This is a genomic window from Mycobacterium sp. (assembly GCF_050701515.1).
Classification (GTDB): Bacteria; Actinomycetota; Actinomycetes; order Mycobacteriales; family Mycobacteriaceae; genus Mycobacterium.
Window position 1 is genome coordinate 1 of record NZ_JBOGDB010000325.1, and the last position, 15,383, is coordinate 15,383.

The 15,383-nt window shown below is 65.0% G+C and carries 17 protein-coding genes; 3 read left to right on the plus strand and 14 right to left on the minus strand.

Features of this window, described 5'->3' with window-relative positions; translation table 11 throughout:
* Positions 1 to 160 precede the first annotated feature (160 nt).
* The 5 genes from ACRDU5_RS23225 to ACRDU5_RS23245 form a co-directional block, all read right to left on the minus strand.
* The gene (locus tag ACRDU5_RS23225) at positions 161 to 781 is read right to left on the minus strand and encodes a twin-arginine translocation pathway signal (RefSeq protein ID WP_526617342.1); all 621 of its coding nucleotides are present in this window, start codon (positions 779 to 781) and stop codon (positions 161 to 163) included.
* Positions 709 to 1,551 carry an Rv1363c family protein gene (locus tag ACRDU5_RS23230; protein WP_526617343.1) on the minus strand — a complete coding sequence of 281 codons (843 nt, stop codon included), beginning with the start codon at positions 1,549 to 1,551 and terminating at the stop codon, positions 709 to 711. Before ACRDU5_RS23230 ends, ACRDU5_RS23225 begins: the two co-directional genes overlap by 73 nt.
* 135 nt (positions 1,552 to 1,686) lie before the next feature.
* Complete coding sequence (locus ACRDU5_RS23235) at positions 1,687 to 3,138, minus strand: FadD3 family acyl-CoA ligase (RefSeq protein WP_526617344.1); 1,452 nt, start codon at positions 3,136 to 3,138, stop codon at positions 1,687 to 1,689.
* Positions 3,135 to 4,325: an amidohydrolase family protein gene (locus ACRDU5_RS23240; protein WP_526617345.1), complete on the minus strand. Its 1,191-nt coding sequence runs from the start codon at positions 4,323 to 4,325 to the stop codon at positions 3,135 to 3,137. The genes ACRDU5_RS23235 and ACRDU5_RS23240 overlap by 4 nt, the downstream gene beginning before the upstream one ends.
* 35 nt (positions 4,326 to 4,360) lie before the next feature.
* Positions 4,361 to 5,899 carry an AMP-binding protein gene (locus ACRDU5_RS23245; protein WP_526617346.1) on the minus strand — a complete coding sequence of 513 codons (1,539 nt, stop codon included), beginning with the start codon at positions 5,897 to 5,899 and terminating at the stop codon, positions 4,361 to 4,363.
* An 81-nt stretch (positions 5,900 to 5,980) separates the two neighbouring features.
* Between ACRDU5_RS23245 and ACRDU5_RS23250 the strand changes: the two genes are divergently transcribed.
* Positions 5,981 to 6,697, plus strand: coding sequence for an enoyl-CoA hydratase/isomerase family protein (locus tag ACRDU5_RS23250; RefSeq protein WP_526617347.1), 717 nt, complete (start codon positions 5,981 to 5,983; stop codon positions 6,695 to 6,697).
* A gap of 70 nt (positions 6,698 to 6,767) precedes the next feature.
* On the opposite strand, the gene ACRDU5_RS23255 is transcribed toward ACRDU5_RS23250, so the two are convergent.
* From ACRDU5_RS23255 to ACRDU5_RS23275, 5 genes are all read right to left on the minus strand, one after another.
* Entirely contained in the window at positions 6,768 to 7,616 is an 849-nt protein-coding gene (locus ACRDU5_RS23255) for a putative endonuclease domain-containing protein (protein WP_526617348.1), read from the minus strand.
* 92 nt (positions 7,617 to 7,708) lie between these two features.
* Positions 7,709 to 8,731: a zinc-binding dehydrogenase gene (locus tag ACRDU5_RS23260; protein ID WP_526617349.1), complete on the minus strand. Its 1,023-nt coding sequence runs from the start codon at positions 8,729 to 8,731 to the stop codon at positions 7,709 to 7,711.
* Positions 8,731 to 9,534, minus strand: a complete 804-nt coding sequence (locus ACRDU5_RS23265) for an SDR family NAD(P)-dependent oxidoreductase (protein ID WP_526617350.1) — start codon at positions 9,532 to 9,534, stop codon at positions 8,731 to 8,733. The genes ACRDU5_RS23260 and ACRDU5_RS23265 overlap by 1 nt, the downstream gene beginning before the upstream one ends.
* Positions 9,531 to 9,989 (minus strand): nuclear transport factor 2 family protein, encoded by a 459-nt coding sequence (locus tag ACRDU5_RS23270; RefSeq protein ID WP_526617351.1) that lies wholly within the window; start codon positions 9,987 to 9,989, stop codon positions 9,531 to 9,533. The genes ACRDU5_RS23265 and ACRDU5_RS23270 overlap by 4 nt, the downstream gene beginning before the upstream one ends.
* Positions 9,989 to 11,188: a cytochrome P450 gene (locus ACRDU5_RS23275; RefSeq protein ID WP_526617352.1), complete on the minus strand. Its 1,200-nt coding sequence runs from the start codon at positions 11,186 to 11,188 to the stop codon at positions 9,989 to 9,991. Before ACRDU5_RS23275 ends, ACRDU5_RS23270 begins: the two co-directional genes overlap by 1 nt.
* A gap of 44 nt (positions 11,189 to 11,232) precedes the next feature.
* Between ACRDU5_RS23275 and ACRDU5_RS23280 the strand changes: the two genes are divergently transcribed.
* Together ACRDU5_RS23280 and ACRDU5_RS23285 are read left to right on the plus strand one after the other, a co-directional pair.
* Complete coding sequence (locus tag ACRDU5_RS23280; RefSeq protein ID WP_526617353.1) at positions 11,233 to 11,682, plus strand: Zn-ribbon domain-containing OB-fold protein; 450 nt, start codon at positions 11,233 to 11,235, stop codon at positions 11,680 to 11,682.
* A 20-nt stretch (positions 11,683 to 11,702) separates the two neighbouring features.
* Positions 11,703 to 12,845, plus strand: a complete 1,143-nt coding sequence (locus ACRDU5_RS23285; protein WP_526617354.1) for a thiolase family protein — start codon at positions 11,703 to 11,705, stop codon at positions 12,843 to 12,845.
* 22 nt (positions 12,846 to 12,867) lie between these two features.
* Here ACRDU5_RS23285 and ACRDU5_RS23290 read toward each other — a convergent pair whose 3' ends face one another.
* From ACRDU5_RS23290 to ACRDU5_RS23305, 4 genes are read right to left on the minus strand one after another with little or no spacing between them, the layout of a single operon-like run.
* Positions 12,868 to 14,010 (minus strand): LLM class flavin-dependent oxidoreductase, encoded by a 1,143-nt coding sequence (locus tag ACRDU5_RS23290; protein WP_526617355.1) that lies wholly within the window; start codon positions 14,008 to 14,010, stop codon positions 12,868 to 12,870.
* A 2-nt stretch (positions 14,011 to 14,012) separates the two neighbouring features.
* Entirely contained in the window at positions 14,013 to 14,417 is a 405-nt protein-coding gene (locus ACRDU5_RS23295; RefSeq protein WP_526617356.1) for a nuclear transport factor 2 family protein, read from the minus strand.
* A gap of 4 nt (positions 14,418 to 14,421) precedes the next feature.
* Positions 14,422 to 14,688 carry a cytochrome C oxidase subunit IV family protein gene (locus ACRDU5_RS23300; protein ID WP_526617357.1) on the minus strand — a complete coding sequence of 89 codons (267 nt, stop codon included), beginning with the start codon at positions 14,686 to 14,688 and terminating at the stop codon, positions 14,422 to 14,424.
* A 4-nt stretch (positions 14,689 to 14,692) separates the two neighbouring features.
* A complete protein-coding gene (locus tag ACRDU5_RS23305) occupies positions 14,693 to 15,301 on the minus strand; it encodes a cytochrome c oxidase subunit 3 family protein (protein WP_526617358.1) in 609 nt (202 codons plus the stop codon).
* Between the last annotated feature and the right edge of the window lie 82 nt (positions 15,302 to 15,383).

Here is a 15,383-nt window from a genome sequence, read left to right on the forward strand (position 1 = left end):
GCGCTGAGGGTCAAGGTGCCGTGCTGCAGCCAGGGTTGCGCCGACGGCGAGGCGATGTCGTCGGCGGATCCGACCGCCAGCACCAGGCTCGACGCGTCCGGTGCCGGCGAACAGGTCGGCAAGTCGCCGAGGTCAACGACAAGCACGGCCGAGCACGCGGCTACACCGGGTCGAACGACGAAATGAGCCAAGCGCCGTCGACCTTCTTCAGGCTGACCCGCACACTGCTGACCGTCACGCTCGGTTCAGGCAGTCCCGAGCTTTGGGTGATCTGGTTGATGAACACCAGCACGACCGCCAAATCCGGGTGCAGCTCAGACACCGCCGCCTGGACGACCGACGCGGTGGTCTTCACCGATTTCTGCTTGGCCGCCGGCGTGACGATCTGCTCGGTGAACTGCGTGTAATAGGACAGGAAGTCGCCGGTGAGCTTGCTCCTCGCGGCGGCGAAGTCTTTGTCGAGCGTTTCCGGCGAATACGACAGCAGCGCGACCGTGCCGTCTTTTGCGGCCTGGATCGCCGACTGCTCGGCGGCGTCGCCGACCTCGCGATCCGGGAGCAACCGGAAAAAGAACAGCCATGATGTCACCGCCGCGGAGGCAATGAGAAGCAGCGTCAGCACGATCGCGGCCCACTGCGCCCGAATCCTTTGCGGCCACGGCCGCGCCGGGGCCTCGACGTCGGCCACTTCGGTGCCCTCTTCGGCGGTCACGGTACGAACTCGACTTTCGACATCTTGATCTGGTCGCCTTCCCTGGCCAGGTTCACGCTCAGCCGCCATGACCGGGGCTCCTGCTTGGCGCCGGCGGCATTCGTGACCCGCGAGCTGGCCGCGACCAGGACGGTCGCCGTGTTGTCATCCATCGACTTCACCGCGGTCGCATTCACGGTGGTCTCGGTGACCGCCTTGGATTCCTTTGCAACATCGATGAAGTCTTGTGCGGTGTTTTCGAAGTCCTGCTTGAACTGCCCGGTGGAACTGTCGATGATGCGCTGCACGTCCTCTGCCGCCCGATTGAAATCCAGCGACATCAACGTCACGACATTCTGGCGTGCCGCCGCGGAGAATTCGGCGGTCCGCTGTTGTTCGGCTTGGGTCTGCCGATGAAACCACGTCATGTATCCGCTGGCCGCCAGCAGACCACAGATGGCGAGGATCGCCGCTGCCGCGGCCACCACCTTCCACTGCGGGCGCGGTATCCGGAGCCGTCGCCGCTTGGCAGCCGGTTCCTCCGCGACATCCACGAAAACGGCATCGCTTTCGTCGGATTCCTCGACGTCGGAGTCGTCGACGTCGGAGTCGTCGACGGCGGTGTCGACGTCTGACGTTTCAGTCTCGGATACCGCTTCCGCCGCTGCGGTCTCCCGGCGCATCCGGATGGCTCGAGCGCGGGCACGGGCCGCCGCGGCGACCGCCTCCGCTTCGGTGGCCTCGGCCTCCGCCTCCTCGGCAAGGGCAAGCGCGTCGGCTGCCGCGGAATCGCCTTCCTTGGGCGGGACGTCGACTTGGTCGCCGTTCGGCTCCGGCGGGGGCTGCTTCCGGGACCGCATACGACCTCCTGTCCGATAGGCACCGCTAATGAGAATGACATTTTCTATTTTGGGTATCGCCGCGACCATACAGGATGCACAGACCTTCCGAAGAAGCGCACTTCCTGCGGAAATGCTATTTACGTGCTGTGGCGCTCAGCGCTGCTGGTTGATCAACTGGTCCTTCATCACTTTGCCTGTCGCGTTCAGCGGCAGCTCGTCGAGAAACTCTACGTACCGCGGCACCTTGAAGCCAGCCATTCGGTCCCGGCTCCAGGCGATCAGCTCCTCCGCCGTCGCGGCATCCTTGAGCACCACAAACGCCTTGCCGACCTGTCCGAGGCGGTCGTCGGGCACACCGATCACCGCCGCCTGGCCGACCGCGGGATGCTCGAGCAGGAAGCCTTCGATCTCGGCGGGATAGGCGTTGAAGCCGCCGACGATGAACATGTCTTTCTTGCGGCCCACGATGCGCAGCCGGCCCGCCTCGTTGAGGGTGCCGAGGTCGCCGGTGTGCAACCAGCCGTCGGCATCGATCGCCTCGGCGGTCGCGACGGGATCGTCGAGATAGCCCTGCATCACGCTGTAGCCACGCACCAGCACTTCGCCGTCGTCGGCGATGCGGACCTCGATGCCGTCGCACGCCACACCCGCAGTGGTGGCGATGTCCTCGAACGAGTCGCCGGGTCGGGACAGCGTTACGGTGCCCGCCTCGGTCAGGCCGTAACCCGTCGCCAACGTCTGGAACGGCAGTTCCTCGTGCACCCGCCGGACCAACTCGACGGGGATGTCCGCGGCACCGGTGACACCGGCACGCAACGTCGACAACTTGCCCTTGTCCTCGACGGCCAACAGTGCGTGATACAGCGTGGGCGGGCCGGGAAGCATGGTGATCCGCTCGGCCGCAATGAGTTCCACCGCGCGGTCGACGTCGAAGACGGGTACCGGCACCATCGTCGCGCCACGGATGAACGACGCGATCAGCCCCGCCTTGTACCCGAAGGTGTGGAAGTACGGGTTGACCATCAGGTAGCGGTCGCCCTCGCGCAGGTCGGCCAGCTCACACCATTCGGCGTAGAGGCGAAGATTCTGGCGGTGATTCATCATCACGCCCTTGGGCCTGCCGGTGGTGCCCGACGTATAGATGACGTCGGAGACGTCGGTACCGGTCACCTCGCGCGCGAACGGCGAACCGCTGGACAGGAAGTCGGACTTCAGGTCGATGACCGGCACACCGGCGGGTGCGGTGTAGTCCAGGCCCAGGAATCCCTTCTGAGTCAGGACCGCCTTTGCTCCGCTGCGTCCGATGATGTCGGCCGCTTCCTCCGTCTTGAATCTCGTGTTGACGGGAACCAGCACGCCGCCGGCGGTGAGCAACCCGAACGCCGCGATCATCCACTCCGCGGAGTTGGGCGCCCAGATCGCGACCCGCTCCCCCTTGTTGATGCCGAGTTCGGCGAATGCGCCTGCGGCGCAACGAATCCGATCCACAAGCTCGGTGAAGGTTAGGCGCAGCGGACCGTCGACGACCGCTTCCGCATCGCCGAAGCGGTCCGCCGTGCTCAAGACCATCTCGGGGATGGTTTGCCACGGTTGAGGGTTCGTCACACCGTGACGAGGCGACCGAGGTTGCCGCCCATGATCTTTTCCTGATCCTCAACGGGAAGGTGCTCGAGCGCAGTCACATAGTGCGTCGGCTCCGCAAGCCCTTCCGGATGCGGGTAGTCCGACCCGTAGAGCACGCGGTCCACGCCGATGAGATTGACCAGGTCGTCGATGCCCTCCTCGTAGAACGGGCTGACGTGGATGCGGTTCTTGATCTCCTCGATCGGGTTGCTGGGGAAGGCCTCGGGGGCTTTCTTGTAAACCTCGGCCATGCCGTCCAGCAGCGGGAACATCCACTTCGACCCGGCCTCGATGACCGCGACCTTGAGCGTCGGGAATCGGAACAGCGCGCCGTGAATCACCCACGAGCCCACCGCATCCTGAACCGGGCGCCACTCGTTGAGAATGGCCATCGCGTTGGTCTGGAAGGGCAACATCTCTTGGGCGGCGCCGTCCCACTCGGAGGTGTAGCGGGAGTAGCCGCTGTCGCTGGAGTGCATCGCGACCAGCACGTCGTGTTCGACACACTTCTGCCAGAACGGATCGAACTCGGGCAGGGCGAACGACCGCGGCCCGCGGAAACCGGGCACCGGGGCCGGACGGATCAGGATGACGCGGGCACCGCGCTTGACCACCCAGTCCAGCTCCTCGATGGCCTTCTCGACGATGGGCAGGGTGATCACCGGGGTGGTGAAGATGCGGTTCTGGTAGTTGAACCCCCAGACGTCGTCGAGCCACTCGTTCAGCGCGTGCACGATGACGTGGATCGCGACCGGGTCGTCGCGCAGCCGCTCCTCAACCAGGCTGGCCAGCGTCGGAAACATCAGCGAGCGGTCCAGGCCGAGCTCGTTCATCAGCTCCAGACGCGGACCGGGCTCGAAGAACGCCGGGATCGCGCGCATCGGCTCGCCGAAGAGCTCGCGCTTACTCTTGCCGTCCGGATTGCCGTACTTGAAGTACTCCTCCCACGCGCCGGGTTTCGCGACCACCGAGAAAGTGGGGTTCGGGATGTAGTTGCTGATCTGACCGCGCAGCGCGATCTTGGTGCGGCCGTTGACCTGCACGTACTGAACGACGTCCTGGTACTCCTTGGGCAGGAACTTGGTCAGCGCCTCTTCCGGCTCGTAGAGGTGGTTGTCCGCGTCGAACAGCGGAAACGGTATGTCGACCCGATGCGACAGTTGGCCCATGGAACACTCCTTTTCTTCTTGGGAGAATCCTATTCTCATCTTGGTTGGGTGGCAATCCTCTGCCGGACCAGAAACTTCTGCACCTTGCCGCTCGCGGTGCGCGGATAGTCGTCGACTTCGTGCAGTTCCTCGGGCCATTTCTGCTTGGCCACCCCGGCCCGCTCGAAGCGCTCGCGCACCTCGGCCATCGTCGGCATGGATTGGCCCGCTTTCACCCGCAGGACAGCGGCGGCGTGCTCGCCGAGCCGGGTGTCGGGCGCGGACACCACCACGGCCTCGGCGACGGCGGGCATCTTCAGCAGCACCTCCTCGACCTCGAGCGCGCTGATGTTCTCGCCGCCACGGATGATGACGTCGGCCTTGCGGTCGGTGATGGTCAGATAGCCGTCCTCGTCGAGCACGCCGACGTCGCCGGTGCGATACCAGCCGTCGGAGTCGAAGGCCCGCTCGGTCAATTCGTCGTCGGTGTAGCCGAGGCACAAATCCGGTCCCCGGCTGAAGATCTCGCCGTCTGGCCCCAGCCGGATCTCCACCCCGGGCCGCGGGTTGCCGTCGGTGTAGAGCCGTTTCTCCTCCGGCGCGTCGGGAGTCGAGCCGGTGATCGACGGGTGTTCGGAACTGCCGTAGGAACGGAAAACGAAGATGCCCATGTCGGCGAGCCGGCGAGTGACCGCGGCGGGCACCGTCGAGCCGCCGAGACCCACGGTCTTGAAGTTCGACATGTGTTCGGCGGTGCAGTCCGGATGGTCGAGCAGGCTGGTGACAAAGTACGGCGGTCCGCCGCCGACGGACAGGCCATCGGTCTCGATGAGCTTTAGCACCTTGCCGGGGTCCCACACATCGCACAGATCGATCGAGGCGCCCTCCAGCACCGGGATCAGAAATGCACCGAGCATGCCGATGAAGTGACCGACGGGTGTGGCGGTGAGCTGCCTGCCGCGGTCCTGTGGGTAATTCGCCAGCAGCTGGCGGGTTTCGCAGCCGAGGGTCCGATGGCTGTGGACGACGCCCTTGGGATCGCTGGTCGTGCCGGACGTGAAGGCGATCAGCGCCGGGCTCGCGGGGTCGGCCGGGACCGTGCCTTTCATCGGCTCGTCGTCGAGCAACTTGTCGAAGTTGCCTCCCACCAGACCGATGATCGGTACGTCCGAGCACAGGTCCGGCTGGTATTTCATCCGTCCGAACTCCTCGGCGGTGATGAACACCTTCGGCCGCGCGGTGGACAGGATGTGGGTCAGTTCCTTGCGGCCGTAGAAGTGCACGATCGGCACCACCACCGCACCGAGGAACGCCGACGCCCAGAACGACGCGGCGGCTTCCATCCAGTTCGGCAGTTGCAGAGCCACCACATCGCCGGGCCCGACACCGCGTTTGCGCAGACCGGCGGCCAGTCGACGGGCCTGCATCTCGACGTCGGCGAATGTCCCCGCGAACGGCCGGACGTCGGAGTGCACCCAGAAGCCGGTCTCCGGGTTGGCCTGCAGACCATGCGCCAGCAGCTCGCCCAGAGTTTCGGGGGTCCACCACCCCGCCTTCTCGTACCGTTTTGTCAGCTCAACGGGGATATTTCGCATGTATGTCGCAGCACCTCCGCCTCGCTGGCGATGCTATTCTCCATTCACGAGAATGCCAATACCGCAGGTGGAGAATGAACAATGGTTGACCTAGAGCTGGACGACGGTCTGGCGGTCATCACCATCGACCGCCCGCATGCGCGCAACGCCATCTCGCTCGAGACGATGGACCAGCTGGATAAGGCGCTTGACGGGGCGGAAGGCGCCCAGGCGCTCGTCATCACAGGAGCGGGTGACCGGGCCTTCGTTTCGGGCGGCGATCTCAAGGAACTGGCCGCGATCAGGACCGAGCTCGACGCCTCGGCCATGGCGTGGCGAATGCGCTCCATCTGCGATCGGATCGCGGGCTTTCCCACCCCGACCATCGCCGCGCTGAACGGGCATGCGCTCGGCGGCGGCGCCGAGTTCGCGGTGGCAGCCGACATCCGGCTGGCCGCCGACGACATCAAGATCGGTTTCACTCAGGTGGCGCTGGCCATCATGCCCGCATGGGGCGGCGCCGAGCGGCTGGTCGAACTGGTGGGCTACAGCAAGGCGCTGCTACTGGCGGGCACCGGCACCGTGCTGGAGGCGGCCGAGGCCGAACGCATCGGACTGGTGGACCGGGTGCTACCCCGTGAGTCGTTCGGTGAGCAGTGGCGTGCCATCACCCACTCGCTGGCGACCCGACCGGCGGGTGAGATCAAGCGAGTGATGCGCGGGGTGTCCACCACCGAAGCCGTCGCGGCCTTTGCGCGGCTGTGGGTTTCGGACGAGCACTGGGCCGCCGCGGACAAGGTAATGAAGCGCGACAAGTAAGTATAAGTACTTGCGTTGACTCTGCACCTATGGCGCGAAAGTGCGAGTAACTGCCGCCATCAGCGCAGAATCATCGAGTTCGGGCGTCCCAAGCGCGCCGGACTCGACGCAATATGTCGGCCGGCCGACTGCGGGCCACCACCCTGACCACCAGCCAACCCAGCTGATCGATGTCCTCTGAGCGTTCGATGTCATAGGCGAATTGGACTCGGTCCACGCGATGGTGATCACCGTCGTATTCGACTGCCAACATCAAGTCCTCCCAACCCATATCCAGGTAGTAGCGGCGATAGCCGTCCGCGCTTAAAACGGGAATCTGGGTCTGCGGTCGAGGGTATCCGGCGCGAATCAGCAAGAGCCGCAACGAAGTCTCTTTCGGCGACTCAGCGCCGGCGTCAACCAAACTGAGCGCAGCTTCGAGCTGACGCAGACCACGCGCATGCCGATGCTTGGCCGCCAGCTCCTCGACCGCCGGCACCTTGAAGTCGGTGGCGCGAGCCAGCGCGTCCAGTCGTTCGACCGCATGGCCGATCCGGTCGCGTCTGCCGAGATCGAATGCCGTCCGCTCCGGTGTCGTCACCGTGATGCCGTTGAGCTGTTGAGTCTCCTCCTCGAACAGCAGCTCGTCGCGAGCCACGACGCCCTCTGGAGCTCTCGCGTTGCGCCAGATCAACTCGACCGGCGCGTCGCCGTCGACCCATCTCGCGCCGTGCAGTGCCGCCGCGGCGAGGCCCGCCACCACTGCTTGCCGTCGCGACCACAACCAAGCGGCGACGGTGCGGTCCCGAAGCGACGGCTGCACCCGTTTGCTCAGATAAACGTTTGGCATCAACGTCCGGTAGTACCTGCGCAGTTCATGCCGAGTCACCGCACCCGAGACCAGCGCCTCACTGCCGATGAACGGTTGCTCCTCCCCCATGGCGGCAGGCTGCCATCACCCACCGACAAGCCGTCGACTTTGCGTCTAGGGCGACGAAGTGCGAGTAACACGCGCCGTCAACGCAGAGTGAACTATCCGCCCGTCGGATGCACGACGACACGCGGCGGACCCTGCCCTTTGCGCACTAGTCCGATGGCCTCGGGCACGTCGTCGAGGCCGATGGTTCTGCCGATGCTGGGCGACGGATCCAGCCGGCCGTCGGCCACCGCGTCGAGCGTGCCGTACCAGTCCTGCGGGTGCGGGCCGCCGCCGAACTGGATCGTCATTCCCTTGTGGGTGGCGTCGGTGCAATCGATCGTGCCCGCGTCATACCACCCGCCCGCGACGTAGAGCCTCGCCATGAACTCGCACGATTCGACCACGGTCTGCAGCAGGCCGTTCGCGCCGACGCATTCGAAGATGACCTGTGTGGTCTGAAAATTGTTGCTCCTGAACGTTTCCCGCCAGAGAGCGTATGGATCGCGGGTGTCCGGGTTTACCAGAACGTCCGCGCCGAACTTCTTGGCATACGAGAGCCTGTCATCGCTGTAATCGGACACCACGATCGGCTTGACGCCGCGGGCGGACAGCGCGGCCACCGTCGACAGGCCGATGGCGCCCGCGCCGATGACCAGCGGCAGCTCACCGGGCCCGATACCCGAACAGCGAACGTAGAACTCCCCCACCGCGAACGCGTCCACCACCGCGACCGCGTCATTCGGCACGCCGTCGGGCACCGTGCGGGACATCACCTCCGACACGACCATCAGCTCGCCGAATGCCCCCGGCGCGTCCGGGTCGTGCCCGATCACGTGCGGCTCTTCGCCGGCGCGGATCAGCAGCGGCATGCTGGTGACGCGCGCGCCGAGCGGAAAGTCGCCCGAACAGTCCGGGCCGTGGCCGACCACCTCGCCGACGAACTCGTGGCCCATCACCGTGTCGCGGTCAGAGTCCCAGACGAACCGCGGCGCGGAGTTCGGGTGATCCATGTAGTGCACGTCGGACGCGCAGATCGCCGCGCTGAGCGGTTTGATCAGAAGCTCTCCGGGCCCCGGTACCGGGTCGGCCGTCTCCCGCACCTCCAGCCGGCCGCCACGCAACACCACCGCCCGCATCAGTGACCCACGCGAGTGGCGTCGAAGTCGGCGGAGGCCGCACTCATCATCTGAACCAGGTTTCGTCGGTCCACTGTCCACACATACGACGCCATTGTCCGATTGATTTCGCCCACAACAAAGGTCGGCCCGTTGCCGATGTTGTCGATGATCTCTCGCGCGGCGTCCTCGGACCGCATGTCGCGATCCGGGTCGTACTCGACGCCCAGGCGTTCCATCGCCTCGGTGTAGGTGGTGCCCAACGGCGTGCAGCACACATCGACACCGTGCGGCTGCAATTCCGCCCAAAGCCCTTCCGCGAGATTGACATTGAACGCCTTCACCGCGGAGTAGACGGCGATATGCGCCGCCCCGGCCAAGCAGGCCAGCGAACCCACCAGCACGATTCCCCCGTGACCGCGATCGCGCATCGCGGGAGCGAAGTGCCGCGCCAATGCGACCGGGCCGATGCACGCCAGCTTGATCTGCCGAAGCGAGTAGTCGAAATCCTCCTCGAGAAACTCCGTGGTCCGGTTGGCGGCGCCGGCGTTGTAGACGACCAACCCCACCTCGAGGCCTTCGGTGGCATCAGCCAGACGTTCGCCGATGTCGGCGTCGGTGAGATCCTGAACCAGCGTGCGGACCTCGACACCGTGACGTTCACGCAGTCGGTCTGCCACCTGGTTGAGCAGCTTCTCGTTGCGCGCGATCAGGACGAGATCCAGGCCGCGCGAGGCCAATTGATCGGCCAGGCTGGCGCCGACGCCCTCGGACGCGCCGGCAATCATGGCCCATCTTCCGTACTTTTGCGCGAAGTCGGTCATGCCTGCACTCCTCCGTCCGTGGCCGGGCCGGCGAGATTGCCGCCTGTGAGCATCCGCGAGGTGTGGGTGACCCGGTGGCGGATACGCCATCCGTCTGCGGCCCGCACCAACTCGTCGTCGTAGTGACCGACGACGTCGACCCAGGGGGCGTTATCGCCGGGAGTCACCATGAGCACGGCGTGCACGTAGGTCCGCGCCGTGGCCGTGTCGCCATAGGTGGCAACGACGAAGTTCGACAATCGGTGATAGGTGGGCCCCATCGGGTTGTGCACCTGCGCGAACAGGTCGGTGAAGGCGTCAGGGTCGGTGAAATGTCCGATCTCGCCGTAGTCGAGGTCGACTTCGTCGGTCCAGCAGCTGCGAAACAGGGGCCAGTCCTTCGAGTCGATTCCCGTTGCGTACCGGGTCAGAACGTCGACGATCTGTGCCTTGTCCTCGTCCACGGGGCGACGCATCAGCAGGCCCACTGGACTTTGAGCGACCGCGGCCCTCGCAGGATCGCTCCGGTAATGCGGGGCTCCTCGACCAGCCGAAGGCCGGGCAGCCGGCGCAGCAGCACGTCGAGGGCGACGGCCAGTTCGCCTCGGGCAAGCGACGCTCCGAGGCAGACATGGCGACCGCGCCCGAATGCGATATGGGTGCGTGGGCGCCGGTCCAGGTTCCACCGATCGGGGTCTTCGAAGACGTCGGGATCCCGGTTGGCCACTGGGATGAAGCACCGCACCATCTCACCCGCAGGGACCTCGACGCCGCCGATGACGACGTCCTGCAGCGTCATCCGCGGCTCCATCGCGACCGATGATCCCCAGCGCAGCCCCTCCTCGACCGCCCAGTACCGCTCGGTTTCGTCGTCTATCAGACGCTCGTGCACCTCGGGCTGCTGCAGCACGGCGTACATCAGCGTGCCCAAGGTCAGCCAGGTGGTGTCCACCCCGGCCGGGAACAGCAGCCGAAGGAAACTGAGCACCTCTTCCTCACTGAGCCGATCGCCCTCGACCTCCTCGGACACCAGCAGCGACAGTAGATCGTCACCGGGATCGCGGCGTCGTTCGTCCAGCAGCGGTGCGACATATTCAGTGAACTCGGCGTTGGCGCGAACCGCGCCGTCTGGATCGGCGAGTATGTCCAACATTTTGACCGCCCAGGCCGCCATCTTCTCCTCGTCATCAGGCGGTATCCCGAGCAGGCGGTTGGTGATTCGCATCGGGTACTTTTTGGCGAAAGCCTGCATCAGGTCAACCGAGCCGAGCGCCGCGAACTCGTCCACAATCTCTTCGGCGATCGGCCGGAAGATCGGTTGCATGTAGATGGGAATGATCGTCCGACGAAAGGCCGGCGACACCAGTGCGCGCTTTACGGTGTGTTCGTGTCCCTCGTAGCCCTGGATGTTGGGGCCCATGAACGGGAAGGTCGCCGGCCGGAAGATCTCCGATTTCGAATAGCGGGTCTCGTCGGAAACCACCTCATAGACGTCGGCGTGCCGCAGCAGCACCATGCCACTGCCGGAGCTAAACCGAAGCCGGGCAATGCCCTTGTCTGCACGAAGCGCGGCGAGTCGGGCGTGGTAGTCGGGGATGAAATCGGCGTCGTAGTCGATGTCGTCGTCGAGGACGGCGTCGGCGCCTGCCCGGAGGAAGGCTGGCAGTTCGGCCACGACTATCACTATCCCACCCAGCGAAGCGTTCTCTCTAGACGAGAATGCCATTTCCGATTACTGTCAATCGAGTGTCGACTCAGCAGAAGGCGCTCGCGCCCGAGATCTCTACCTGGCCCGACGACAACCCACAGCTCGTTGGAAGCAACTGTGGCGCGTGCGGCGCCACCACGTTCCCGGTCCAACAGCGCTGCCCGAAGTGCAGTGGCGCCGATATGGAAGACGTGCTGCTTCCCCGCCGCGGAACGCTCGTGGCATGGACGACGCAGGGCTTCCCGCCGGGGCTGCCTTACAAGGGTCCCGCCGGCAAGGACTTCATCCCGTTCGGGGTCGGCCTGGTGCAACTCGACGACGTAATCCGCGTCGAGGGCCGGCTCACCGAGAACGACCCGGACAAGCTGCAGTTCGGCATGGACGTCGAGCTCACCATGGTGCCCTTCGCCACCGACGACGAAGGCAACGAGCTCGTCACCTTCGCCTTCCAGCCGGTGTGACAAGAGAGGAACTGTCGACTATGAACGACGTCGCCATCATCGGCGTGGGCATTCACCCGTTCGGCCGATTCGACAAGACAGCCATGGAGATGGGCGCCGAAGCGATCCAATCCGCGCTGACCGACGCCGGCGTCGGCTGGTCCGACATCCAATTCGGCTTCGGCGGCAGCTACGAGGTGTCCAATCCGGACGCCGTGACGCGGCTGGTCGGCCTCACCGGCATCACCTTCACCAATGTCTTCAATGCCTGCGCCACCTCGGCCAGCGCAATTCAGCAGACCGCCGACACCATCCGGCTGGGCAAGTACGACATCGGCATCGCGATCGGCTTGGACAAGCATCCTCGTGGCGCGTTCACCGATGACCCGGCCAAGCTCGCGCTGCCGCAGTGGTACGCCGAGAACGGGCAGTTCGTCACCACCAAGTTCTTCGGAATGAAGGCCAACCATTACATCCACAAGCACGGCATCTCGCAGGAGACGCTGGCCAAGGTGGCGGCCAAGAATTTCCGCAACGGCGAGCTGAACCCGAATGCGTTCCGGCGCAAGCCGATTCCGGAAGAGGAGATCCTCAACTCGCCGGTGCTGAACTATCCGCTCACGCAGTACATGTTCTGCGCTCCCGACGAGGGTGCGGCGGCCGTGGTCATGTGCCGTGGCGACATCGCGCACCGCTTCACCAATAAGCCGGTCTACGTGCGGGCCACCGAGATCCGCACCCGCCGCTACGGCGCTTACGAGGTGCACGCCACCTTCGCGCCGCTGGAGGAGGACTCGTCACCCACGGTGTACGCCGCCCGCGCCGCATACGAGGCCGCCGGGATCGGGCCGGACGACATCGACGTGGCGCAGCTGCAGGACACCGACGCGGGTGCGGAGGTGATCCACATGGCCGAGACCGGTCTGTGCGCCGACGGTGAGCAGGAGAAGCTACTGGCCGACGGTGCAACCGAGATCCACGGCACCATGCCGGTCAACACCGACGGCGGGCTGATCGCCAACGGTGAGCCGATCGGCGCCTCGGGCCTGCGTCAGGTGCACGAGCTGGTGCGCCAGCTGCGTGGCGAAGCGGGCGACCGTCAGGTGCCCGGCGAGCCGAAGGTCGGGTTCGCACAGGTCTACGGCGCACCCGGTACGGCATCGGCGACGCTGCTATCGGTCTGATCCTCGAGCCGACTCATCAGCGCTACAGCTTCTTCAGCGCCCGCACGGCCTTGACGTACGGTCCTGTTGTTTCCGCGCTCTTGCGTAGGCTCGGCTGAATCGCGCCCGCGTTTCCCACCACCAGATATCGCAAACCGGCGTCGCGGAATTCGGCTATCTGGTCGACGATCTCGTCGGGTGTTCCCACCGCGAACAACTCCGCCACCAACGACCGGGGTACCGTCGCCGCATATTTGAGTGCGGTCTCCTCATCGATCAGCTGCGGGATGAGATCCTGCACGCCGGTGAAGTCCGCGCCGAGCGGATGCTCCGCACCGTGGCGGGCCCAGTCCTCCGCTGGACAGTTGAGGGTGAAGATTCTGGCGATGTCGGAATCCAGAACCTCGTCGATCTCGTCGCGGGACTCGCTGGTGACGATGAAGCGAATGAGCGCGGGCTTGATGTCGGCCGGGTTGCGCCCGGCATCCGATGCGGCGGTCCGCACGACGCTGAGATTCTCGCCGTACAGCCCGGGCCGGGTGGTGCCGGGGAACCATGCATCGGCGTAGCGGCCTGTCGCGCGCAGCATCCGGGGCCCGTGTGACGCGATCCAGATCTCCGGCCATCTGCCCTTGTACGGCGGAAGGGCGAAAGTGGCGTTGTGCAAAGGGAAAAACGGTGAGTCGCGGGTGACCAGCTCGCCGTTGGAATCCCACAACGCACGGATCGTGGCCATCGCCTCTTCGAAACGTGCGACCGGCTTGGACCAGTCCACGCCATAGGGCGCGTTACTCTCTCGCTCACCGGTTCCGATCCCGAGGATGGCCCGACCGCGTGTCAATAGGTGAAGCGTGCCCGCCGCTTGTGCGGTGACGGCGGGATTGCGGCGCCCGGTGTCGGTCACCGCCACGCCCAGCCGCATCCGGCCAAGCTTGTTCGTGGCGGCCAAATAACCGAGCATGGTCCACGGCTCCAGATGCGCGTCCATCTTTGGGATCACGCGCGCGGCGCCCACGTACTTCGGCTTCCACATCGACGGTGGCAGAACAGAGGTCAAATGGTCGGCCAGCCAGAACGAGTCGGCACCGCAGGCCACTGCCGACAGATAGTCGGCCCGTACGGGTGGCTTGGGGCCGTAACGCGAATTGATCGTATTGTTCAGCACGCCTACCCGAAATCCGCCCATGGTCAGCCGGGTCCCATCAGCACCTGGTAGCGCCGGCTTGCGAACACCCAGTCCGCACCGTCGCGCACCAGTTCGTCCTCGTAGGACCCCACCAGCCTGCGCACATCGCCACCGCGTGGATGAAGAATCTCTAGGCAATAGCTCCGCGCGGTCGCGCGGTCCCCGTCCACTTCGATCGCCGCGACCTGGGTCAGGAACGCCATCCGGTCGAGCGCTTGCCAGATTCCGTCCCAATGCGCCCGAAGGGCCGGCTTTCCGCGGCACTCGCCGCCGGAACCCAGTCGCTGCCCGTCCTCGGTCCAGCACGACAGGTAGGCCTCGACGTCGCGACGGGTCACCGCGTCGCTGTAGGCGTCGAGGCGCTCGCGAATCTTTAGCCGGTCCTCAACCGGCCCGGTGAAGGCCACGGTTCTAGTAGAGGTAAATGGCGAGAATCGTGGCGAATAAGACGATGAGCCAGGCGTCGGTGGATACCTGCAGCCATTTCGGGGCTCTGCGTACTTCCATGAAGTACTGGATGACCAAGCGTGACTTGACAAGCGCCAGCGCGAGCACGGCGATGGTGATCCCGACACTGGCGACGGGTGCGGGGCCCAGCCAGTAGGACGTGAGGGTGAGCACGGAGAGGATGACCCACGCAAAGGTGGTGACACGTCCATCGGTTGTCGTCGTGGCCATCGATTCACCTCATCACGTAGAGCAGCGCGAAAATCACGATCCAGAGCAGGTCGACCATGTGCCAATAGGTGGCCCCGGTTTCCACCATCGACACCCGGCGCAGTTTCGGATTGCGAAGTTCGTTGAAGACGACGGCCAAGATGACGAGGCCGAGCGCGACGTGGAACAGATGCACGCCGGTCAGCATGTAATAGAACATGAAGAAGTCGTTGCTCGGAAAGGTCAGCCCCTGGCCGATTTTCGCGGACCACTCGTAGGCCTTGATCACGATGAACAACACGCCGCAGAGGCCGCCCGAAACCGTCAGCCGGATGGCTCGGCTGTGATCAGCCGCTCGGGTCGCCTGAACGCCTCGCGCAACGAACCATGAACTGGCGAGCAGCACCAGCGTGTTCAGCACGCCGATGTTGAGGCTCAGGTGTTGCTGGGAATCCAGGAACAGCTGTCGCTCCTGGTTGCGGTAGACCATGAAGACGATGAAGTAGCTCGAAAAGATGATCAGGTCGCCGAGGACGAAGACCCACATGCTCGAATCGCCGGGTAGGTGTGTCCGCTTCTTCGGCTCGGCCGCGGAGTCGTCGACCGTGGCTGCGGTCTGCTCTGCATTCGTCATGGATCAGTCCTGAATCCGTTCATCGGGCGACTGTCGTTTGATCGCGTCGTAGAGCAACTTGATGATGCAGAACTCCCAAATC